Origin of the sequence: Nocardioides sp. CER19 (genome assembly GCF_029846275.1) — a bacterium.
Lineage (GTDB): Bacteria > Actinomycetota > Actinomycetes > Propionibacteriales > Nocardioidaceae > Nocardioides.
The window spans coordinates 119,569-140,595 of the sequence record NZ_JARVWS010000002.1; the positions used below are offsets into that span (position 1 = coordinate 119,569).

The window sequence follows — 21,027 nt, forward strand, 5'->3', positions numbered from 1 at the left end:
GTGGGCGGGGTCAGCGCTCCTGGCGCGCCGCCAGGGCGTGCGCCAGGTCGCGGGTGCTCGTGTAGAGGTCGAGGTAGCGGGGGTAGAGGTCGGCGTACGCCGCCTGCTGGACCGGGGACCGGGTCTCCCGGACCGGGTTCCAGTCCTCGATGGAGACCTCGGCGACCGCCTGGGCGGCGAGCAGTGCGGCCCCGTAGCTGGCGCCGATGGTCTGGCTGGGGACCACCTGGTCCCGACCGGTGATGTCGGAGACGATCTGGGTCCACAGGGCGCCCTGCGTGCCGCCGCCGACGGCCACGATCCGGCGTACGTCGCCCCCGGCCGCCTCGATGGTCTCGATGTTGTGCCGGACGCCGAAGCCGATCGCCTCGAGAGCGGCGCGGTAGAGGTCGCCGCGCCCGTGGCTGAGCGTGAGCCCGGCGATGACGCCACGAGCCTGGGGGTCCATCACGGGCGTCCGCTCGCCGGCGAAGTAGGGCAGCATGAGCAGCCCGTTGGCGCCGGCTGGTGAGTCGGCGGCGAGCTTGGTCAGACCTGCGTAGTCGGCATCCCCGAAGAGGTCGCGCAGCCACGTGGTGATCGCGCCCGAGGTGGCCATGCCCCCGGCCAGGCAGCGGGTGCCGGGCAGCGCGCCGACGGTGCCCCACAACGAGGGGTGCGTGACGGCGCGCTCCACGGTGTTGACGAGGAACATCGTGGTTCCGTACATCAGCATCAGGTCGCCGACGCCGTGCGCGCCGACGCTGAGCGCCTCGGCCCAGGCGTCGATCGTGCCGGTGATGACGGGGATGCCCGCCGGGAGGCCGGTCTCCGCGGCGGCGCGCGGCGTCACCGTCCCGGCGACCTCGCCCGACCAGCGCAGCGGGGGCAGCTCGAGGTCCGGGCAGAGCTCGTCGGCCCACGGCGCGTACCAGGCCTCGGCCGTGATGTCGTAGAGCGGCGTGCACTGGCTGGCGGAGTGGTGGTCGAGCACGTAGGCGCCGGTGAGGCCGCGGACCAGCCAGGAGGCCGGCATGTAGAGGCGGCGGGCGCGGGCGAACAGCTCGGGCTCCTCGTCGGCGACCCAGGCGATCTTGGCGCCGGCTGCCTGGGTGGACAGCGACGAGCCGCAGCGGGCGCGGATGGTCTCGTCACCCCACCGCTCGGTGAGCGCGTCGATCTGCCGCGTCGAGCGGGTGTCGACGCCGTAGAGGATCGCGGGCCGTAGCGGGCTGTCGTCGGCGTCGGTCAGCAGGACGCAGGGGCCCATGCCCGAGACGCCGACCGCGACGACCTCCTCACCGCGCCCGGTCAGCTCCCGGACGATGGACACGAGCTCGTCCCACCAGACGCGGCCGTCCATCTCGACGTGGCCGGGCAGAGGCCGCTCGACGCTGTGCTCGCGGGTGGTCGACGCGACGACGCGGCCCGTCAGGTCGACCAGGACGCCCTTGCTGCTCGACGTGCCGATGTCGACGCCGATCACTGCCGCGGTCATGACGCTGGAGGTTGCCAGAAATCGATTTCACGGTCAAGAGCGAGGCGGAGCGGATTCCTTTCGCGACGGCCGCGTCAGCGGCGCGTGGAGGACTCCCCGACCTTGAGCTCGGCCGGCAGGACGACCCTCTGGGCCGGGCCGGTCTCACCCGCGACGCGGGCGAGCAGCAGCTCGGCGGCGCGCCGACCGATCTCGTACGTCGGCTGCTCGACGACCGTCAACGTGGGTCGTAGGGCCCGGGCCCACTCGATCCCGTCGAAGCTCGCGAACGCGATCTCACCGGGAACGTCTATCCCCATCTCCTGGAGCGCCCGGAGCGCGCCGAGGGCCATCAGGTTGTTGGACACGAGCAGCCCGTCCGGCCGCTCGGCGGAGCGGAGGAGCTCGATGGTCGCGTCGTAGCCGCCCTCCGCGCGGAAGTCGGCCCGCTTGACGAGCTCGGCGCCGCTGGGCAGGTCGGCCGCGCGCAGGGCGGCGCGGTAGCCGGCGAGTCGGCGCTGGCCGGTGCTGGTGGCCGACGGGCCCGAGACGAAGGCGATCCGGCGGCACCCCTGCGCGACGAGGTGCTCGGTGGCCTCGCGCGCGGCGAGCTGGTTGTCGATGCTCACGCTGTCGACGTCCAGGCCGGCCAGCTGGCGGTCGACCGTGACCAGCGGGATGCGGTACTGCTGCAGCAGCGACACGTCGGTGCCGCGCGACGACGCCGGGGCGAGCACGACACCCGCCATCTGCTCGGCGGCCGCGACCTCGAGGTAGCGGCGCTCCTTGTCGAGGTCCTCGTCGCTGTTGGCGAGCACGACCGAGTAGCCGGCCGCCTGCGCGACGTCCTCGATGCCGCGCACCATCGCGGTGAAGAACGGGTTGGTGACGTCGGCGATCACGACGCCGAGCACGGAGGTCGCCCGGGTCCGCAGGCTGCGCGCGAGACCGTTGGGCCGGTAACCGAGCTCGCCGACCGCCGCCACGACGCGCTGACGCAGCTCCTCGGCCACCTCGACCTTGCCGTTGAGGACGCGCGAGACCGTCGCCGGTGAGACCTGCGCTGCGGCTGCGACGTCGCGGATCGTGACAGCCACGCTCGACCTCCTGTGGGGAATGGCAGGCGCCACCCTAGTCCGGTCGCGGCGGGCGAGTGACGGTCGCGTGCGGCCGCGATGCCTTCCCCTGACGCGCCGACGACTACCGTCGGCGCGTGATCACCCATGACTGAGGCGGCCGAGCACCGCAAGGGCGTCGCATACGGCGTGGCGGCGTACGTCATGTGGGGGGCGTTCCCGCTCTACTGGCCGCTGCTCGAACCGGCCGGCGCGTTCGAGATCCTCGCCCACCGGCTCGTGTGGTCGTCGATTGTGATGGCGGCGCTGGTCGTGGGATTCCGCCGCACCACCCAGCTCCGCCGGCTGGTGACGACGCCCCGCACGTTCGGTCTGCTGGCGGCCGCTGGTGTCGTGGTCAGCATCAACTGGTCGGGCTACATCTGGGGCGTCAACAACGGCTACGTCGTGGAGACCAGCCTGGGCTACTTCATCAACCCGCTGGTCACCGTACTCATGGGCGTGCTGGTGCTCGGCGAACGGATGCGCCCGGTCCAATGGGCGGCGGTCGGCGTCGGGTTCGTCGCAGTGCTCGTGCTCGCGGTCGACTACGGCCGGCCGCCGTGGATCGCGCTGCTGCTCGCGTTCTCCTTCGGCACCTACGGCCTGCTCAAGAAGAAGGCCAATGCGGGCGCCATCGAGAGCCTCGCGCTCGAGACGGCGGTCGTCGCTCCCATCGCCCTGGCCTACGTCGTCGTCCTCGGTGCGACCGGTGCCGGCCACTTCACGTCCGAGGGCATCGGGCACACGGCGCTCTTCGTGTCGGCCGGCCTGGTCACCGCGGTGCCCCTCATCTGCTTCGGTGCCGCCACCGTCCGGGTGCCCCTGGTCGTGCTCGGGCTGCTGCAGTACCTCGCCCCGATCCTCCAGTTCGCCCTCGGCGTCCTGCACTTCCACGAGGACATGCCGCTCGGCCGCTGGATCGGGTTCGGCCTGGTCTGGGTCGCGCTCGCGGTGTTCACCTACGAGGCGATCCGCTACCGCCGCAGCCAGCTCCGCACGGTGGCCCGCACGTCGGTCTGACGCCGAGGATCAGACGACGGTCCAGGTGTCGCCGGCGTGGAGGAGGGCGGTCAGCCGCTCCTCGCGCGAGGCGGTCGAGGCGTCCACGGCCGTGGCGACCTGCTCGCGCGCCTGGTCGTCGTACGTCGGCCGCTGGACCTGGCGGAAGACGCCGACCGGCACCCGGTCGGTGCCCTCCGACATCCGCGACAGCGCGAACTGGTCGGACGGGTCGACGGCGGACGGGTCGTGCAGCCACGTGCGGCCGCCGACGGTCACCTCGAGCCCCGGCTCGAGCCGGACCAGGTGGTCGCCGGCCTCGGGGCCCTTGACGTCGTCGAAGGCGCCGTCGTTGAAGATCGGGCAGTTCTGGTAGATCTCGACCAGCGCGGCGCCGCGGTGCGCGGCGGCGGCGGCGAGCACCGACGTCAGGTGCTTGCGGTCGGAGTCGATGGTGCGGGCGACGAACGTCGCCTCGGCGCCGAGGGCCAGCGACACCGGGTTGAACGGGTGGTCGATCGAGCCGACCGGTGTCGACTTGGTGACCTTGCCCTCCTCCGAGGTGGGGGAGTACTGCCCCTTCGTCAGCCCGTAGATCCGGTTGTTGAACAGCAGGATCGTGAGGTTGACGTTGCGGCGCAGGGCGTGGATGAGGTGGTTGCCGCCGATCGAGAGCGCGTCGCCGTCGCCGGTGACGACCCACACCGAGAGGTCGGGTCGCGAGGTGGCGATGCCGGTCGCGATCGCCGGCGCGCGGCCGTGGATGGAGTGCATCCCGAACGTGTCGAGGTAGTAGGGGAACCGCGAGGAGCAGCCGATGCCGGAGACGAAGACGATGTTCTCCCGCCGCAGCCCGAGGTCGGGCAGGAACGACTGGACCGCCTTGAGCACGGCGTAGTCGCCGCAGCCCGGGCACCAGCGCACCTCCTGGTCGCTGGTGTAGTCCTTCCCGTTCTGCTGCTCGTCCGACGTGGGGACGAGCTCCAGCCCGGACAGCGCGTGCGTGCTCACATCAGCTCCTCGATCGCGTTCGCCACCTCGGCGGAGGTCAGCGGCAGTCCGCGCACCACGTTGAGCCCGACCGCGTCGACGAGGTAGCGGGCACGCAGCAGCAGGGACAGCTGGCCGAGGTTCATCTCGGGGACCAGCACCCGGTCGTAGCGGCTCAGGATGTCGCCGAGGTCGCGCGGCAGCGGGTTGAGGTGGCGCAGGTGCACCTGGGCGACCTCGTGGCCGGCCTCGCGGACCAGGCGGATGCCGGCCGCGATCGGTCCGTACGTCGACCCCCAGCCGACCACCAGGACCTGCGCGCTGCCCGAGGGATCGTCGACGACCAGCGGTGCGAGCGAGTCGGCGACCCGCTCCACCTTCGCTGCGCGGGTGCGCACCATCAGGTCGTGGTTGGCCGGGTCGTAGGAGATGTTGCCGTGGCCGTCGCCCTTCTCGAGACCGCCGATGCGGTGCTCGAGGCCCGGGGTGCCCGGCACCGCCCAGGGCCGGGCGAGCGTCGCCTGGTCGCGCAGGTAGGGCCAGAACGTGTCCGCCCCGTTCGCCGAGCCCGGCGAGGTGTGGTTGGGCTCGGTCGCGAACGCCGGGTCGATCTCCGGTAGGTCCGCCACGTCGGGGACCCGCCACGGCTCGGAGCCGTTGGCGAGGTAGCCGTCGGAGAGCAGCATGACCGGGGTGCGGTAGGTGATGGCGATCCGCGCCGCCTCCAGCGCGGCGTCGAAGCAGTCCGACGGCGTGGAGGGCGCGACGATCGGCAGCGGCGCCTCGCCGTTGCGGCCGAACATGGCCTGCAGCAGGTCGGCCTGCTCGGTCTTGGTCGGCAGCCCGGTCGAGGGACCGCCGCGCTGCACGTCGACGACGACCAGCGGGAGCTCCAGCGTCACGGCCAGCCCGATCGCCTCGGACTTCAGCGCCACGCCCGGACCCGAGGTGGTCGTCACGCCGAGCGAGCCGGCGTACGCCGCCCCGAGGGCCGCCCCGATCCCGGCGATCTCGTCCTCGGCCTGGAACGTCGTCACGCCCATGCCCTTGTGCTTCGACAGCTCGTGGAGGATGTCGGAGGCGGGCGTGATCGGGTAGGAGCCGAGGAAGAGCGGCAGCCCCGAGCGCACGGCGGCGGCGACCAGCCCGGAGGCTAGCGCCAGGTTGCCGGTGATGTTGCGGTAGGTGCCCGGCGCCTGCGGGGCGGGCGCGACCTCGTAGCGGACCGCGAACGTCTCGGTCGTCTCGCCGAAGTTCCAGCCGGTCGTGAACGCGGTGACGTTGGCGTCGCGGATGTGCGGCGCCCGCCCGAACCGGCGTTCGAGGAACGTGACCGTCGGCTCCGTGGGCCGGCCGTAGAGCCAGGACAACAGCCCGAGGGCGAACATGTTCTTGGCCCGGGCGGCGTCCTTGCGGGACAGGCCGAACTCCTTGACCGCCTCGACCGTCATCCCCGTGAGGTCGACGGCGTGGACCTGGTAGTTGCTGAGCAGCTGCTCGTCCTCGAGCGGGTCGCCGTCGTAGCCGGCCTTCTGGAGGTTGCGCGCGGTGAAGTCGTGGGTGTCGACGATGATCGTCGCGCCCTTGGGGAGGTCGGCGAGGTTCGCCTTGAGGGCCGCGGGGTTCATCGCGACCAGGACGTCGGGCGCGTCCCCGGCGGTGAGGATCTGGTGGTCGGCGAAGTGGACCTGGAAGGACGAGACGCCGGGGATCGTGCCCTGCGGCGCGCGGATCTCGGCGGGGAAGTTGGGCAGCGTCATCAGGTCGTTGCCGAAGACCGCCGACTCCTGGGTGAACCGGTCGCCGGTGAGCTGCATCCCGTCGCCTGAGTCTCCTGCGAAGCGAATGACGACGCGGTCGAGCCGCGTGACCTGCTGGGGCACCCTGGCACTCCTCGGACAGCTGTGTTCCGTGTCACGCCAGCCTAAACCCGGCGTTAAAGAACGGCGCTCGTCCCACGCGCACAGGCTGAGACGCAGGCGCGATTCCGCGTGGTCCGAGCCGACCCGCCCGCCATACGGACATTTTCAGCCGACTCGGGTAATTGGAGTAATCTGCTGGACATAGCCGGTGCCGACCGATGGTGCCGGCCGGCAGAACAAAGGGTGCAGACATGAAGATCATCAAGATCGCCGCGTTACTGGCAGCGGGTGCGCTCGCGCTGACCGCGTGCGGCTCGAACAACGGCGACTCGGCGTCGGCTGCGTCGACGGTGCGAGTGAACGGGTTCTCGATCCTCGAGCAGGCCAACAAGGCCGTGTTCCAGGACTTCCAGAAGACTGACGCCGGCAAGGGCGTGCAGTTCAAGACGTCGTACGGCGCCTCCGGCGACCAGTCCCGCGGCGTCGAGTCCGGCAACAAGGCCGACCTCGTGCACTACTCGCTCGAGTCCGACGTGACGCGCCTGGTCAAAGCCGGCCTGGTCGACGAGAACTGGAAGTCGGCGACGCCGACGGACGGCGTGCTCACCTCGAGCGTGGTCGTCTTCGTGGTCCGCAAGGGCAACCCCAAGAACATCAAGACCTGGGACGACCTGGTGAAGCCCGGTGTCCAGATCATCACCCCGAACCCCGGCTCCTCCGGCTCCGCCCGCTGGAACATCCTCGCCGCCTGGGCGCACGTCACCGGCAACGGCGGGACCGAGGCTCAGGCGAAGGACTTCGTGACGAAGCTCTTCAAGAACGCCATCGCGCTGCCCGGCTCGGGTCGCGAGGCGACCACTGCCTTCACCGACGGCTCCGGTGACGTGCTGCTGTCCTACGAGAACGAGGCGATCCTCGCCAAGCAGAGCGGCGCCGACGTGGACTACATCGTCCCCGACGACACGCTGAAGATCGAGAACCCGGGCGCGGTCACGAAGACCGCCCCGAAGGCGGCCAAGGACTTCCTCGCCTACCAGACCAGCAAGGAGGGTCAGGCCGAGTACGCCAAGTCCGGCTTCCGGCCCGTGGTCGACGGCGTCGACGTCCCGGAGGTCGAGGGCGCGAACGACCCGTCGAACCCGTTCCCGGCCCCGGCCAAGCTGTTCACCATCACCGACACGTTCGGCGGTTGGGGCGAGGCGGCCGACAAGTACTTCGGTGACGGCACCGAGGGCAAGCCGCTCGGCCTGATCACCGCGATCCAGCAGGCGACGGGCAAGGGCGTCGATCAGTAATGCCGTCGTCCGCCCCGTCTCTTGTCGGGCCGGCGGATGACCTGACGACCGAGCCGGCGCCCCAGGAGGGGCGCCGGCCTCGGCGCATTCGGCATACGCCCCGCTCGACCCTGACCCGCGGCGCCGGGCTCAGCCTCGGCATCGCCATGATCTGGTTCAGCCTGCTCGTACTGCTGCCGCTCGCCGCGATCGTCGCGGCGGCGGCCGAGGGTGGCTGGTCGAACTACTTCCACGTCGTACGCGACGGGCAGACGTGGGCCGCCGTCACGCTCACCGTCACCCAGGCGGCGCTCGTGACCGTGCTCAACATCGTCGTCGGCACGATCATCGCGTGGGTGCTGGTGCGCGACCGGTTCCCCGGCAAGGCCCTGCTCGACGTCATCATCGACGTGCCGTTCGCGCTGCCGACGGTCGTCGCGGGCCTGGTGCTGCTCTCCCTCTACGGCCCGAAGAGCCCGATCGGGGTGCACTGGGCATTCACGGTGAAGGGCGTGTTCCTCGCGTTCGCGTTCGTGACGCTGCCGTTCATCGTCCGGACGGTGCAGCCGGTGCTCGAGGAGCTCGACGTCGACGTCGAGGAGGCCGCCGCCTCGCTCGGCGCCTCGCGCGGCACCATCCTCCGGCGCATCCTGCTGCCGGCGCTCGTCCCGGCGATCGCCGCGGGCGCGGCGCTGTCGTTCGCGCGGGCGATCTCGGAGTACGGCTCCCTGGTCCTGCTCTCGGGCAACCGGCCCTTCCAGACCGAGGTCGTCTCGGTCCGGGTACTGAGCTTCATCGAGAACGGCTCCAAGGCGTCGGCCGCGGCCGTCGCGTCGCTCATGCTCTTCGTCGCGCTCGTCGTCATCGTCGGGCTCGACATCGTGCAGAGGGTGGTGGCGCGTCGTGGTTGAGCTCCCCACCCCCGTGAAGTGGGTCCTGCGGCTCGTGGCCGTCGGCTACGTCTTCTTCCTCGTCGCGTGGCCGGTCGGCATGCTCGCCCGCCGCACGTTCGAGGACGGCCTCTCGACCCTGTCCGATGCGCTGTCCGACCCCGACGTGACCGGCGCCCTGATGCTGACCGCACGGGTCGCCCTCATCGCGGTCGCGATCAACCTGGTCTTCGGCGTCACGATCTCGCTGCTGCTGGTCCGCTACGAGTTCCCCGGCAAGCGGGCGCTCTCGGCACTCGTCGACCTGCCGCTCGCGGTGTCCCCGGTCGTCGTCGGCCTCGCGCTGCTGCTCGTCTACAACGGACGGGACGGCTGGTTCGGCCCGTCGCTGGAGTCGGGCGGGTTCACCGTCATGTTCGCCACCCCTGCGCTGGTCATGGCGACCTGCTTCGTCGCGCTGCCGCTGGTGGTCCGCGAGGTCGTCCCGACCTTGCAGGAGGTCGGCAACGACCAGGAGCAGGCGGCCCGGTCGCTCGGTGCCAGCGGGCCCCAGACGTTCTGGCGGATCACCCTGCCGAGCATCAAGTGGGCGGTCGTCTACGGCGTCGTACTCTCCACGGCGCGTGCGGTCGGTGAGTTCGGCGCGGTCAAGGTCGTCTCCGGCAACCTGACCGGCCAGACACAGACCGCGACGCTCGCCGTCGAGGCCAAGTACCAGGGCTTCGACCAGCCGTCGGCGTACGCCATCGCCTTCCTCCTCGTCCTCGTGTCGATCGCCTGTCTGGTCGTCGTCGCCTTCCTCCGACCGTCAGCGAAGAAGTGAGTCCCATGAGCATCCAAGTCAGCAACGTCACCAAGACCTACGGCGACTTCGTCGCGCTCGACGACGTCTCCGTCACCATTCCCACCGGTCAGCTCACCGCGCTCCTCGGCCCGTCCGGGGGCGGCAAGTCCACCCTCCTGCGCGTCATCGCCGGCCTCGACTCGGCCGACACCGGCGCGGTGAGCATCGAGGGCAACGACGCCACGAAGCTGCCGCCGCAGAAGCGCAACGTGGGCTTCGTGTTCCAGCACTACGCCGTCTTCAAGCACATGTCGGTCGCGAAGAACGTCGCGTTCGGCCTGGAGATCCGGCACCGCTCCAAGGCCGAGGTGAAGCAGCGCGTCGGCGAGCTCCTGGAGTTGGTGCACCTGTCCCAGTTCGCGAACCGGATGCCGTCGCAGCTCTCCGGCGGCCAGCGGCAGCGGATGGCGCTCGCGCGGGCGCTCGCGGTCGAGCCCAAGGTGCTGCTGCTCGACGAGCCGTTCGGCGCGCTGGACGCCAAGGTGCGCAAGGAGCTGCGCGACTGGCTGCGCCGGCTGCACGACGAGGTACACGTGACGACCGTGTTCGTCACCCACGACCAGGAGGAGGCCCTCGAGGTCGCCGACGAGATCGTCGTCATCAACCAGGGCCGGGTCGAGCAGATCGGCGCGCCCGACCAGCTCTACGACGCCCCGGCCAACGACTTCGTCATGGGCTTCCTCGGCGAGGTCACCCGGCTCGACGGCACGCTGCTGCGCCCGCACGACGTCGAGGTGCGCACCTCGCCGGTGTCGGCCGACTCGGTCGAGGGCACGATCTCGCGCGTGCTGCGGGTCGGCTTCGAGGTGCGGCTGACCGTGCTCACCGACGCCGGTGAGGAGGTCGCCGTCGAGATGACCCGGACCAACGCCCGCTCGCTCGGCCTGACCGAGGGCACCACCGTCTGGCTCAACGCCGCTCCCGGTGCCACGACCGTCTGACTCCCGTACGCCGACTTTGGAGTTGTCGCCCCTCGAGATGGGGGTTGTTGCCCCTCGAATCCCGGATCGTCGCCCTCGCCGAGGGCGGTTTCCCGGATCTCGACGGGCAACAACCCCCATCTCGCTGACTAGTGGGGCTGCCAGGCATCCTCGCTGGCGGTCCGCTTGGTGACCGTCTCGGGCAGGTCGCGGGTCGCGAGTGAGGCGATCGAGACGAACTCGAAGACCTCGCGCAGCGAGTCGCGGGCGGCGATCCAGACGTGCTGGAGGACGTCGGCGCGCTCGTTGTAGGTGACCGCCTCGGGGCGCAGCCCGTAGACCGACACCAGCGGGCCGTCGACGGCCCGGATCACGTCGGCGACGGTGACCGTGTCCGCCGTACGGGCCAGGCGCCAGCCACCGGACTGGCCACGCTGCGAGATGACGATGCCGGCCTTGCGGAGGTCGGCGAGGATCGCCTGGAGGAACCCGTGCGGGATGTCCTGCAGGCGGCCCAGCTCCTCGGCGCTGACGGCACGGCCGTCCTCGCGGGCGGCCATCTCGATGAGCGCGCGCAGGGCGTAGTCGGATTTCGCGGAGACTCGCACGACGCACAGTCTCGCAGATGAGTCGACTGAAATGCTCGACTCACACGACTCGTGCTGTTCACGGAGAAGACGGACGGCGTACGCCGACCGCCGCGAGCGCCGCCACGAGGGCGAGCCCGACGCAGAGCCCGCTGACCGACGCCAGCGATCCCCACGGGATCGTCATCGGGACCGCGTGCCCGGCCAGGTCGCGGGCGATCGCCTGCCGGACCAGCCAGCCGAGGAAGACGGTCGTCGCCCCGCCGAGCAGGAGGCCGGCGGCGGTGGTGAGGCCGGCCTGCCAGAGAGCGGTACGCCGGACCTGCCGGGGTGTCGCGCCGAGCAGCCCGATCAGCCGGCGCTGTCGGCCGCGCTGGGCGGCGCCGATGAGGGTGGCGTTGACGATCGCGATGCCGGCGTAGAGGCCGGCCGGGCCGAGCAGCACCAGGAGCGCCACGTTGTTGGCGCGCCGGCTCGACGCGGTCAGGTCGTCGACCCACCGGTCGGCGGTCACGGCCGAGTCGCCGGCCACCGACCGTGCGGCGGTGAGCAGCTGGGCGTCGGAGACGCCCGGGCGCGGCATCACGAACAGGGCGCTCGGGTCGCCGGCGGCCGCACCGGCCAGGTCGCTGGACACCATCAGGTCGCCGTACAGGTCGGCGGCGTCGGGGACGACCGCCACCACCTTGAGGCGCATCGGCTTGCCGTCGAAGCGTGCCCGCACGTGCCCGCCGAGGCCCACGCCGGAGTCGAACGTCCACGACTTCGAGACCGCGAGCGTCCGGCCGTGCAGGTCGTCGAGGCTGCCGCGGACGGCGTGCAGGCGACGGGTCTGGGCCGCGCGGTCGACGTCGATCACGTCGACGTCCTCGAGACCGTCGTCGGCGATCGACATCGACACGGTGCGCCGTGCGTCGACGAGGGCGACGGCGGGGTCGCGGGCGAGGCCGCCGGCGGCGGACGGCTCGGTGACCACGACGGGGGCGGCCAGCTGGGCGCGGTCCATCGCGCCGGTCCAGTCGGCGGTGAAGCTCATGGTGAGGATCAGCGACCCGGCCACGGCGGAGATCGCCATGACGGGCGCTGCGACCGACGACGTGGTGCGTACGGCGGCCCGCAGCTCGTCCGCCGCGAGCCGCGCCTCGACCGACCGGCGGGCGAACGGCCGGGCCACGAGGCCCGCCAGCCGCGGTACGACCACGGGACCCAGCGCGGTCAGGGCGGTCACGACGAGCGCCGGCAGCAGGATCGCGACGAGCATCGCCGCCAGCGGTGCCATCCGCCCGGCGAGGACGACCGCGGCCACGATCGTGGCCGCGGTGAGGACGCCCATGAGGATCGCGACGACGCCTGGCCGACGCCGCTCGATCGCCGCCTCACGCAGCGCGGCGACCGGAGGCACCTTCGCCGCCCGCTTCGACGACCGCCAGCAGCCGGCCAGCGCCGCCAGGACACCGCACGGCGCCGCGATCGCCCAGGCCAGCCACGGCGAGGGAGTGGCGAGGTGGAGGCTGGTCGCGCCGACGGCCCGCACCGCCCACAGCGCGACCGGACCGAGCACCGTCGCGACGAGGCCGCCGACCACCGTCGCGGCGAGGGCGACGACCGACGCCTCCCCGAGCAGCAGCCGGCGCACCTGCCGCGGCGTCGCCCCGACCAGGCGGAGCAGGCCGAGCTCGCGCTGGCGGGTGGCGACCACGAAGCCGAACGTGCTGCCCACGACGAAGAGCGCCATGAACAGCGAGACGGTGGACATGAAGCCGAACATCGCGGAGAGGTCCTCGAGCTGGGCCCGCTCGGCCTCGCCGATCCCCGCGCGTCCGGTGGTGGTCTCGACCGACGCGATCATGGTGACGGTGACGGCGATCAGCACGATGCCGAACGTGAGCGCGGTGAACGCCCCGGCGTAGGCCGCCCACGAGCTGCGGACGCTCTTGCGGCTGAGCGAGAGCATCATCGTTCGAGCTCGCTCATCGCGGTGGCGATCTGCGCGGCGTCCGCGTTGCGGAGCCGTCCGACGACGAGCCCGTCGGCGAGGAAGAGCACCTCGTCGGCGTACGACGCGGCGAGCGGGTCGTGCGTCACCATCACGACCGTCTGGCCGGCATCGGCGGTCGTGCGCAGGAGGTCGAGCACGGCCCGGCCGGACGTGCGGTCGAGCGCGCCGGTCGGCTCGTCGGCGAACAGCACCCGCGGCCGCGTGTGCAGCGCCCGCGCGATGGCGACGCGCTGCTGCTGGCCGCCGGAGAGCTCGGGTGGGCGGCGCCTGGCCAGGTCGCGCAGCCCGACCCGGTCGAGCGCGTCGAGGACGGCCGCCCGGTCGATCCGCTGGCCGGCGAGGCGGGCCGGCAGCGCGACGTTGTCGTACGCCGTGAGCGCGTCGAGCAGGTTGTAGGACTGGAAGACGAAGCCCATCGTCGTCCGGCGCAGCTTGGTCAGCTCGGTCTGGTTGAGGCCGTGCAGGCCGGTCCCGCCGACGCTGACCCGGCCGGAGGTGGGTTGGTCGAGCCCGGCGGCGAGCTGCAGGAGGGTCGACTTGCCGGAGCCGCTCGGGCCCATGATCGCGGTGAACGTGCCCGTGCGGAACGCATGCGTGACGCCGCGCAGCGCGTCGACGGCGCCTGACTTCGAGCGATAGCTGCGGGTCAGGCCATCGAGGGCCACGGCAGGGGCGTCGCCCTGCGCCTCACCGGGCGGAGGTGACTGGAGGAGGGTCATGCCTCCACCCCACCCGCTCCGGACCCTGCCGGCACTGGCTCGCGCGCGACACCCGAGGTAGCGCACGCGCTACCCCGATCGCGCTCCCCGCGCCCTAGGGTCGGCACCGTGAGCCACCCCGACGCCTGGACCGCGGTCCGCGGCCGACCGTCGCGGTTCCTGGCCTCGGCGTGGCCGTGGCGCTCGATCCTGTACGTCGGCTCGACCGTGCCCGTCGGGGTGGTTGCCCTGAGCGCCCTCTTCGTGGTGGTGGGCATCGGTCTGCTGACGGTCGTGATCGTCGTCGGCGTGATCGTGCTGATGCAGCTGCCGTTGGTGGCCCGCGCGGTCGCCGCCGTCGAGCGGTGGCGGCTCCGGCTCGTGGACCCCCGGCCGGCCGGGCGGCGTACGCCGCTGCGCGAGCAGCTGCGTGCCTGGCGCTCGCTCCCGGTCGCGTGGAGCGAGCTGGGCTACGCGGTCCTGCTGGCCACCGTGCTGCTCGTCGTGGACGCGCTCGCGCTGGTCCTGCTGAGCCTCCCGCTGGTGTTCATCGCGTCCCCGGCGCTGTGGCGGCTCGACGGGGGCGACGGCGTGGAGAGCGCCGGCTGGACCATCGACTCCGCCGCGGAGGCCTGGCTGGCGGTGCCGATCGGACTGGTCCTGCTCGTGGTCGTCCTCTACCTGCTCACCTGGCTCGCGTGCGGCCAGGCCGCCCTCGCGCGGCTGCTGCTCGACCCGCCCGAGCAGCGCCTCCAGGAGGCGGTCGTCGAGCTGCGGCGCACGCGGTCTGGCCTCGTCGACGCGTTCGAGGCCGAGCGGCACCGGATCGAGCGCGACCTCCACGACGGCGTCCAGCAGCGGCTGGTCGCGCTCACGATGACGCTGGGGAGCGCCGAGCTGGAGATGGACGACGGCGCCGGGCTGGAGCTGCTGCGCGCGGCGCACCGGCAGGCGGAGGAGGCGCTCGCCGACCTGCGCGCGACCGTGCGGGGCATCCACCCCCAGGTGCTCACCGACCGGGGGCTGGCCGCGGCGATCGACGAGATCGCCGACCGCTCGCCGGTACCGGTCACGGTCGACCTCGCGTTGCCGGACCGGCTGCCGCGACCGGTCGAGAGCGCCGCCTACTTCGTCGTCAGCGAGGCGCTCACCAACATCGCCCGCCACGCCCGGGCGACGCGTGCGGAGGTCCAGGCGTGGATGGGCGAGACTGACGGCGTGCGCGAGCTCGTGCTGACCGTGAGCGACGACGGGATCGGCGGCGCCGATCCGGCCCGCGGGAGCGGCCTGGCCGGCCTGGCCGCCCGCGTCGAGGCGCTCGACGGCACCTTCGACCTCAGCAGTCCTGTCGGCGGGCCGACCCAGATGAGGGTCGCGTGCCCGATCGAGTAGGGCTGCGGATCGTCCTGGCCGAGGACGCGGCACTGCTGCGCGAGGGACTCGTCGGCATCCTCGAGCGCGCGGGTCACGACGTCGTGGCGGCCGTCGGGGACGCCGACGCGCTCCAGGCCTACGCACGCCGGGAGCGGCCGGACATCGTCGTGACCGACGTACGGATGCCGCCGACGCACACCGACGAGGGCCTCCGCGCCGCCGTCGCGATCCGGGCGGAGCAGCCGGACATCGCGGTGCTCGTGCTGTCGGCGTACGTCGCGGAGAGCTATGTCTCCGACCTGTTGGACTCGACGCCGGTCGGCGGCGCGGGCGTCGGCTACCTCCTCAAGGACCGCGTCGGCCACGTGCGTGAGTTCCTCGACAGCCTCGCCCGCGTGGCCGGTGGTGGGACCGTGGTCGACCCGGAGGTGGTGCGCCAGCTGCTGCGCCGTCGCCACGACGACGGGCCGCTGGCCGCGCTGACCGAGCGCGAGCGGGAGGTGCTCGCGCTCATGGCCGAGGGCCGCACCAACGGCTCGATCGCCGAGGAGCTCGTCGTCAGCGAGGCGGCCGTCCGCAAGCACGTCGGGTCGATCTTCGCCAAGCTCCCGCTCGACCCGGCCAGCGACCGCCGGGTCAGCGCCGTGCTCGCCTACCTGCGTGGCTAGACGACCGGCACGCCGTCGAGGGCGGCGGTGAGCGCCTCCTCCGACAGCGGGTCGTCCTCGAGCCGCCCGGCGAGGAACGACTCGTAGGCGCCGAGCTCGAGCAGCCCGTGGCCGGACAGGCCGATGACGATGACCTTCTCCTCACCCGCGTCCTTGGCGGCCAGCGCCTCGCGGCGCGCCTGCGCCAGGGCGTGGGAGGACTCGGGCGCCGCCACGATGCCCTGGGTGCGGGCGAAGTCCAGCGCCACCTCGAAGCACTCGGTCTGGTGCAGCGCGGTCGCCTCGATCAGCCCCTCGTGGACCGCGTGCGAGACCAGCGGCGCCATGCCGTGGTAGCGCAGGCCGCCGGCGTGGATGGGGGAGGGCACGAAGTCGTGGCCGAGCGTGTACATCTTCATCAGCGGCGTCAGCCCGGCGGTGTCGCCGAAGTCGTAGCGGTAGTCGCCTCGGGTCAGCGTCGGGCACGAGCTCGGCTCGACGGCGAGGATGCGCGGTGCCTGGTTGCCGGCGAGCTTCTCGCGCAGGAAGGGGAACGCCAGCCCGGCGAAGTTGGAGCCGCCGCCGGCGCACCCGACGACGAGGTCGGCGCCCGACTCGCCGGCCTTGGCGAGCTGGCGCAGCGTCTCCTCGCCGATCACGGTCTGGTGCAGCAGCACATGGTTGAGCACCGAGCCGAGCGCGTACTTCGCCGCCGGGTCCTGCGCCGCGACCTCGACCGCCTCGGAGATCGCGATACCCAGCGAGCCGGGGTGGTCCTCGGGGAACGCCTTGCCCGACTCGGTCAGCCGGCTCGGCGAGCGGTGCACGGTGCCGCCGAACACCTCGATGAGCGTCCGGCGCTGCGGCTTGGTGTCGAACGAGGTGCCGACCTGCCACACCTCGCACTCGACGCCGAACAGCGAGGCGGCGTACGACAGGGCGGTGCCCCACTGGCCCGCGCCGGTCTCGGTGGTGAGCCGGGTGACCCCGTTGAGCTGGTTGTAGTAGACCTGCGGGATCGCGGTGTTGGTCTTGTGCGAGCCGGCAGGGGAGACGCCCTCGTACTTGTAGTAGATGCGCGCCGGCGTCCCCAGCCGCTCCTCCCAGCGACGCGCACGGAAGAGCGGGCTCGGGCGGTACTGCCGGTAGACCGCGCGGACCGGCTCGGGGATCTCGACGTACCTTTCGCCGGTGACCTCCTGCGCGATCAGCTCCGGCGGGAAGAGCGGCGCGAGGTCGTCCGGCCCCACGGGCTCGCGGGTCCCGGGGTGCAGCGGCGGGGGCGGCGGCGTCGGCAGGTCGGCGACCAGGTTGTACCAGTGGGTGACCTGCTCGCTCTCGTCGAGCGTGAACATGACCTGGTCGTCGCGCATCGGTGCTCCTTCGAGTCGGCTGCGCCTGACCGTACGCCGCCCGCCGCCGCTCTCGTCAGCGGTAGTTCACGAACTGGACCGCGAAGTCGTAGTCCTGCCCCTTGACCAGCTGCTGCACGGCCTGGAGGTCGTCGCGGCTCTTGGACGAGACCCGGAGCTCGTCGCCCTGGATCTGCGCCTTGACACCCTTCGGGCCCTCGTCGCGGATCAGCTTGCTGACCTTCTTCGCGTTCTCGGAGGAGATGCCCTCCTTGAGCGTGATCGAGATCTTCGACTGCTGCCCGGACTGCCGCGGCTCCGAGGCGTCGAGGATCTTGAGCGACTGGCCCCGCTTGATCAGCTTCTCCTGGAAGACGTTGAGCACCGCGCTGGCGCGCTCGTCGGCGGAGGCGGAGATCTCGATCGCCTCGTCGCCCTTCCACTCGATGGTCGCGCCGGTGCCCTTGAAGTCGAAGCGCGTGCTGACCTCTCGTGCCGTCTGGCTGAGCGCGTTGTCGACCTCCTGCCGGTCGATCTTGCTGACGATGTCGAACGAGCTGTCGGCCATGGGATGCCCCTCTTCCGCGTTTTTCTCCAGTCGGACTGCCTGCGCTATTGTTCCGTCCTGTTGTGCCGGGTCCAAGACCGGGTCGACATCCCAGGCGGGTTGCCCGAGCGGCCAATGGGAGCGGACTGTAAATCCGTCGCGAAAGCTTCGAAGGTTCGAATCCTTCACCCGCCACCACTGGGAGAAACGAGGCTCTGACCAGCGGAAACGCCGGCCAGGGCCTCGTTCGCTTTGTCCGGCCGCGTTCGGCCAGATCTGGTTGTGGACGGGTATCTGTGTCCCATACGTGTCCCAGTTTCAGCCATCGGTGCCCTCCGAGACCTCGTTGAGAGCCTGGCCACGACCGCTGGTCGAGTAGCCGAAGCCGCTAGGCGGAGGCGTATCGAGACCTTTCAGCACCGCGAGGCCGAGGCGCCTGAGGCGCCTGCCGTGTCAGCGGCTCAGATGCCGCGCGTCGGATCAGGAAGCTCAGGCCGGAGCTCCCGGGCGTCGGAGTAGATGTTCTGCTCGACATGGAACCGGCAGCCCAGCGCAGCCAGTCGGGACAGCACATCAGGGTCAAAGATGATTGCCGGGGTGGCGACGAGGAAGTCAGGCTTGCCCTCGCTGCTGGCCGCGACGAAGCCGTGCATGTCGATGCGCAGGCTGACGGTGTAATCGAGGTCGTAGCGGTCTCGAGCGACGGCGAGGTCCGGGGCCACCGGCTCGAACGCGGCGAGGACCTCGTCCAGCACGGCCTGGCAGCGGAACTCGGTCCGCCGCGGAACCGCCCAGGTCCACCACGAGGCGGACGTCGGCTCACCGTCGTCGTCGACCTCGCCCCGACGAGCGTACGCCTCGGCTCGATGCCGAGCGTCCGGGTGATCAGCGCGGGGTCGAAGTCGCGGCCGATCTCGCGTGCGTGCACGGAGAACTCGGCGTACTGCTCGACCCACGACTCATCGTTCACGCGACGGAGCGTGTCATCCCGAGGTGTCCCGCGCATCCGGCTTGCGCGCCACGCCCGTGGACTGAAGTCACTGAGCGATGACCTCGAGGACATAGGCGTCGTGGTCTGAGAGGCGCCCTTCGCTCAGAAGGGCGGTGTGATGCTCGACGCGGGTCTGCCAGCTCGCGGGGACCGCGACGTGGTCGATCGAGTGCAGGCCGTCGATCTGGTGCGGCGCATCGGCTGTCGGTGCCCGGAGCCCAAGGTGTTCCATCGCTGCGGCGATGTGGTGACGACCCGCCTTTGAGCCGCTGTACTCGCGGTCTCGAAGCGCGTGGTTCCAGTCGCCGCCCCAGATGGCCGGCGCGGCCCTCTCGATGACGTCGACTGCGTTCGCTGTCCGTTCGTAGGTGTTCACGCCCACCCAGGGCGTTCTGGCGCCACAGCCCTTCCACGGCAGGATGGACGAGCAGACGCGCAGGCCCATGACTTCGGCCATCGCCGTCGCATCGTGCGGATCGGGGAGCGGCTTGATCCCGCGCCGCGACCAGATGCCGCTCCAGTAGCGGCGCGGCGCCATCAGCGCTTCGGTCACGTGTCCGACGCTGGAGGGCAGCGTCACCCGGTCCGACACCTCGGTCAGCAGGAGGACGTCGCAGTCGAGCGCTTCGAGGAAATGCTGATGGCCATCGGACCAACGACCCGCCAGATTCCATGTCCCGATGCGCACCAGCCAATCCTTGCGGTGATGCGTCGCTTGAACGTGTCGAGTGCCTGCTTCGCATGGCACTCAGGAGTTCTCGTCGGGCCCCAGGAATGCCTCGATCTGTCTCATCGCCTGGACCTGATGGCCGTGCAGGCTAGACGCGTAGGCCCTCATTAGAACTGCCACACTGTGGCCCGCCCAGGCTGCGACCTGGGTCGAGTCGACCCCCGCGCTGAGCCACGTCGAGACCGCCGCGTGGCGCAGGTCGTACGGCCGACGGGCGAGCGGAGACTCGGCCTGCTCCGGCGTGAGCGCCTGCTCGCGAGCCCGCGCCCAAACCCGATAGATCGTGCTCATGCTCACCGGGTTCTGCCACGGCGCCGGGATCGGATGCCCGCCGCGACCGGCGCGGGTGACGAAGAGCCGGCCGCCGACGCCCAGCTCGTACGTCGCCAGGTGGGTACGGAGCGCCTTCACAAGATCCGGGTGCGCGGGGATCACTCGCGTGTCACGGTCGGCTCGGTGCTTGAGGTGCCGCTCCTCACCGCGCGTGCCGGCGTCTGTCCACGCCGCGCCGGACTCCTGGTAGCTGCCGTGCAGGACGATCTGACCCCACCCCGACTCCGGCAGCGTCAGGTCGCCCTTGCGGATGGCCCGCGCCTCGGCCGGCCGCAGCGCGGCGTAGTAGAGCAGCGCGAAGAAGCCGTGCACCGTCGGCTCGATCTCGCGGACCGCATCGAGCAGCGCCTTCGCCTGCTGCGGGTTGACGACCACCCGAGGATCGATCGCCTCGACCGTCTGCTGGCGCTTCACCCGGACGTCCCGCAGCGGGCTGTGCGACAGATAGCCCTTCTCAACCGCGTAGCGCAGTGGTCCCGACAGCGCGGCCCGCTTGCGAGCGAACGTTGACGCCGACGCCCGCGAGCCGTCGAGCGTCGTCGAGATCGCCTTGATGGCTCCTCGGATGCCGTCGTGCTCCGCAACCTTCTCCAACGGTAGGGAGTTGGCGGCGATCCAGCGCAGCGCATCGCGGTACTCCACCGGCGGGTCTGCCTGTCGTCGACGGGCCCCGGTGTTGAACTCCCAGTGCGTCAGTGCGGACCGCAGCGCGGTGAGATCCGGCGGCTGCCGTCCCTCGTGGAGCAACCCGCACGTCAGCGTCACCAGGCCGTCCACGGTGCTCTGCCGGTGCCTGGCCGCGAACTCGTCCCACCTCTCGTCGATGAACTCGCGCGCCAGCTGCACCCACAACCGGTCCGCCCTCGCGGCAGTGACCTCGCTCATCGGCCGCCCGGTCGCCAGGTCGAACGCCTCACCTCTGCTGGCCGCCTGCATCAGCACCGATCGGAAAGAGTCCGCCAGCTTGGCCGTGGCGAACACCTTGCTGAACCGCTTCTCACCGACCGACCACCGCACGCGATGCTTCGCCTGCCGCGTGCCCTGCCGAACGTCGATCGAGTAGATCCGGACGTCGTACGACGAGCCCGACTCGCTCACCAGTCGTCCTTGTGCTCGTCGAGCCACCGCTCGAGGTCGACCCGCCGGATTCGGATCCCGCCGTTGGGCAGCTTGATGCACCTCGGCGCCTTGTGCGCTGCACGCCAGTCGTAGAACGTCGACCTGGCGATGCCCAACTCAGCGCACAGATCGGCGACTGTCAGGTGGCTGCTGCGTACGGTCGTTGTCGTCATTCCAGTACCTCCCCTCCTGCTCCTTCGGTTATCCGCCGCACCCGAGAGACGGCGCAACCACGTCGGTGGGACGTCTCTGGACGTCCTCGACTCCGCCCGGACGTCCCGCCATCTCCAGGGAACG

The 21,027-nt window shown here is 71.3% G+C and carries 20 protein-coding genes and 1 tRNA gene; 8 read left to right on the forward strand and 13 right to left on the reverse strand.

Translation table 11 applies throughout. The features are described 5' to 3' along the window. Positions 1-10: 10 nt before the first annotated feature. Together QDS12_RS09120 and QDS12_RS09125 are read right to left on the reverse strand one after the other, a co-directional pair. A complete protein-coding gene (locus QDS12_RS09120) occupies positions 11-1,477 on the reverse strand; it encodes an FGGY-family carbohydrate kinase (RefSeq protein ID WP_279878673.1) in 1,467 nt (488 codons plus the stop codon). Positions 1,478-1,551: 74 nt separating this feature from the next. Beyond that, positions 1,552-2,553: a LacI family DNA-binding transcriptional regulator gene (locus tag QDS12_RS09125; RefSeq protein ID WP_279878674.1), complete on the reverse strand. Its 1,002-nt coding sequence runs from the start codon at positions 2,551-2,553 to the stop codon at positions 1,552-1,554. Between the two features lie 126 nt (positions 2,554-2,679). On the opposite strand from QDS12_RS09125, the gene rarD reads away from it, so the two are divergent. After that, the gene (gene rarD, locus QDS12_RS09130) at positions 2,680-3,594 is read left to right on the forward strand and encodes an EamA family transporter RarD (protein WP_279878675.1); all 915 of its coding nucleotides are present in this window, start codon (positions 2,680-2,682) and stop codon (positions 3,592-3,594) included. Between the two features lie 9 nt (positions 3,595-3,603). On the opposite strand, the gene QDS12_RS09135 is transcribed toward rarD, so the two are convergent. Together QDS12_RS09135 and QDS12_RS09140 are read right to left on the reverse strand one after the other, a co-directional pair. Next, positions 3,604-4,569, reverse strand: coding sequence for a 2-oxoacid:ferredoxin oxidoreductase subunit beta (locus tag QDS12_RS09135; RefSeq protein ID WP_279880403.1), 966 nt, complete (start codon positions 4,567-4,569; stop codon positions 3,604-3,606). Positions 4,570-4,580: 11 nt separating this feature from the next. After that, complete coding sequence (locus QDS12_RS09140) at positions 4,581-6,446, reverse strand: 2-oxoacid:acceptor oxidoreductase subunit alpha (RefSeq protein WP_279878676.1); 1,866 nt, start codon at positions 6,444-6,446, stop codon at positions 4,581-4,583. Positions 6,447-6,676: 230 nt separating this feature from the next. Between QDS12_RS09140 and QDS12_RS09145 the strand changes: the two genes are divergently transcribed. From QDS12_RS09145 to QDS12_RS09160, 4 genes are read left to right on the forward strand one after another with little or no spacing between them, the layout of a single operon-like run. Beyond that, positions 6,677-7,720 (forward strand): sulfate ABC transporter substrate-binding protein, encoded by a 1,044-nt coding sequence (locus QDS12_RS09145; RefSeq protein WP_279878677.1) that lies wholly within the window; start codon positions 6,677-6,679, stop codon positions 7,718-7,720. Continuing rightward, the gene (gene cysT / locus QDS12_RS09150) at positions 7,720-8,610 is read left to right on the forward strand and encodes a sulfate ABC transporter permease subunit CysT (RefSeq protein ID WP_279878678.1); all 891 of its coding nucleotides are present in this window, start codon (positions 7,720-7,722) and stop codon (positions 8,608-8,610) included. Before QDS12_RS09145 ends, cysT begins: the two co-directional genes overlap by 1 nt. Then, positions 8,603-9,412, forward strand: coding sequence for a sulfate ABC transporter permease subunit (locus QDS12_RS09155; RefSeq protein ID WP_279878679.1), 810 nt, complete (start codon positions 8,603-8,605; stop codon positions 9,410-9,412). The genes cysT and QDS12_RS09155 overlap by 8 nt, the downstream gene beginning before the upstream one ends. Before the next feature lie 5 nt (positions 9,413-9,417). Continuing rightward, positions 9,418-10,374, forward strand: a complete 957-nt coding sequence (locus QDS12_RS09160; RefSeq protein ID WP_279878680.1) for a sulfate ABC transporter ATP-binding protein — start codon at positions 9,418-9,420, stop codon at positions 10,372-10,374. 128 nt (positions 10,375-10,502) lie between these two features. Here the strand turns inward: QDS12_RS09160 and QDS12_RS09165 are convergent, their stop codons facing one another. The 3 genes from QDS12_RS09165 to QDS12_RS09175 are packed head-to-tail and all read right to left on the reverse strand — an operon-like array spanning position 10,503 to position 13,658. Next, on the reverse strand, positions 10,503-10,961 hold the full coding sequence (locus QDS12_RS09165; protein WP_279878681.1) for an Rrf2 family transcriptional regulator: 459 nt from the start codon (positions 10,959-10,961) through the stop codon (positions 10,503-10,505). Positions 10,962-11,019: 58 nt separating this feature from the next. After that, positions 11,020-12,897 (reverse strand): FtsX-like permease family protein, encoded by a 1,878-nt coding sequence (locus QDS12_RS09170; RefSeq protein ID WP_279878682.1) that lies wholly within the window; start codon positions 12,895-12,897, stop codon positions 11,020-11,022. Beyond that, positions 12,894-13,658, reverse strand: a complete 765-nt coding sequence (locus tag QDS12_RS09175) for an ABC transporter ATP-binding protein (protein WP_279878683.1) — start codon at positions 13,656-13,658, stop codon at positions 12,894-12,896. Before QDS12_RS09175 ends, QDS12_RS09170 begins: the two co-directional genes overlap by 4 nt. A 108-nt stretch (positions 13,659-13,766) precedes the next feature. Between QDS12_RS09175 and QDS12_RS09180 the strand changes: the two genes are divergently transcribed. Both QDS12_RS09180 and QDS12_RS09185 read left to right on the forward strand, forming a co-directional pair. Beyond that, entirely contained in the window at positions 13,767-15,029 is a 1,263-nt protein-coding gene (locus tag QDS12_RS09180; RefSeq protein ID WP_279878684.1) for a sensor histidine kinase, read from the forward strand. Continuing rightward, complete coding sequence (locus QDS12_RS09185; RefSeq protein WP_279878685.1) at positions 15,014-15,679, forward strand: response regulator transcription factor; 666 nt, start codon at positions 15,014-15,016, stop codon at positions 15,677-15,679. The genes QDS12_RS09180 and QDS12_RS09185 overlap by 16 nt, the downstream gene beginning before the upstream one ends. On the opposite strand, the gene QDS12_RS09190 is transcribed toward QDS12_RS09185, so the two are convergent. After that, complete coding sequence (locus tag QDS12_RS09190) at positions 15,676-17,031, reverse strand: TrpB-like pyridoxal phosphate-dependent enzyme (protein WP_279878686.1); 1,356 nt, start codon at positions 17,029-17,031, stop codon at positions 15,676-15,678. The two genes, QDS12_RS09185 and QDS12_RS09190, sit on opposite strands and share 4 nt — an antisense overlap. Positions 17,032-17,086: 55 nt before the next feature. Continuing rightward, on the reverse strand, positions 17,087-17,578 hold the full coding sequence (locus QDS12_RS09195; RefSeq protein ID WP_279878687.1) for a YajQ family cyclic di-GMP-binding protein: 492 nt from the start codon (positions 17,576-17,578) through the stop codon (positions 17,087-17,089). Between the two features lie 93 nt (positions 17,579-17,671). Between QDS12_RS09195 and QDS12_RS09200 the strand changes: the two genes are divergently transcribed. Then, positions 17,672-17,755: transfer RNA gene (locus QDS12_RS09200), tRNA-Tyr, on the forward strand. 263 nt (positions 17,756-18,018) lie between these two features. Here QDS12_RS09200 and QDS12_RS22665 read toward each other — a convergent pair. The 4 genes from QDS12_RS22665 to QDS12_RS09220 all read right to left on the reverse strand — a co-directional run bounded on the left by QDS12_RS22665 (position 18,019) and on the right by QDS12_RS09220 (position 20,903). Then, positions 18,019-18,513, reverse strand: a complete 495-nt coding sequence (locus QDS12_RS22665; protein WP_347882180.1) for a DUF4279 domain-containing protein — start codon at positions 18,511-18,513, stop codon at positions 18,019-18,021. Between the two features lie 81 nt (positions 18,514-18,594). Then, positions 18,595-19,236 (reverse strand): endonuclease/exonuclease/phosphatase family protein, encoded by a 642-nt coding sequence (locus QDS12_RS09210; RefSeq protein ID WP_279878689.1) that lies wholly within the window; start codon positions 19,234-19,236, stop codon positions 18,595-18,597. Positions 19,237-19,296: 60 nt separating this feature from the next. After that, the gene (locus QDS12_RS09215) at positions 19,297-20,709 is read right to left on the reverse strand and encodes a tyrosine-type recombinase/integrase (protein WP_279878690.1); all 1,413 of its coding nucleotides are present in this window, start codon (positions 20,707-20,709) and stop codon (positions 19,297-19,299) included. Next, positions 20,706-20,903 (reverse strand): helix-turn-helix domain-containing protein, encoded by a 198-nt coding sequence (locus tag QDS12_RS09220; RefSeq protein WP_279878691.1) that lies wholly within the window; start codon positions 20,901-20,903, stop codon positions 20,706-20,708. The genes QDS12_RS09215 and QDS12_RS09220 overlap by 4 nt, the downstream gene beginning before the upstream one ends. Positions 20,904-21,027 lie beyond the last annotated feature (124 nt).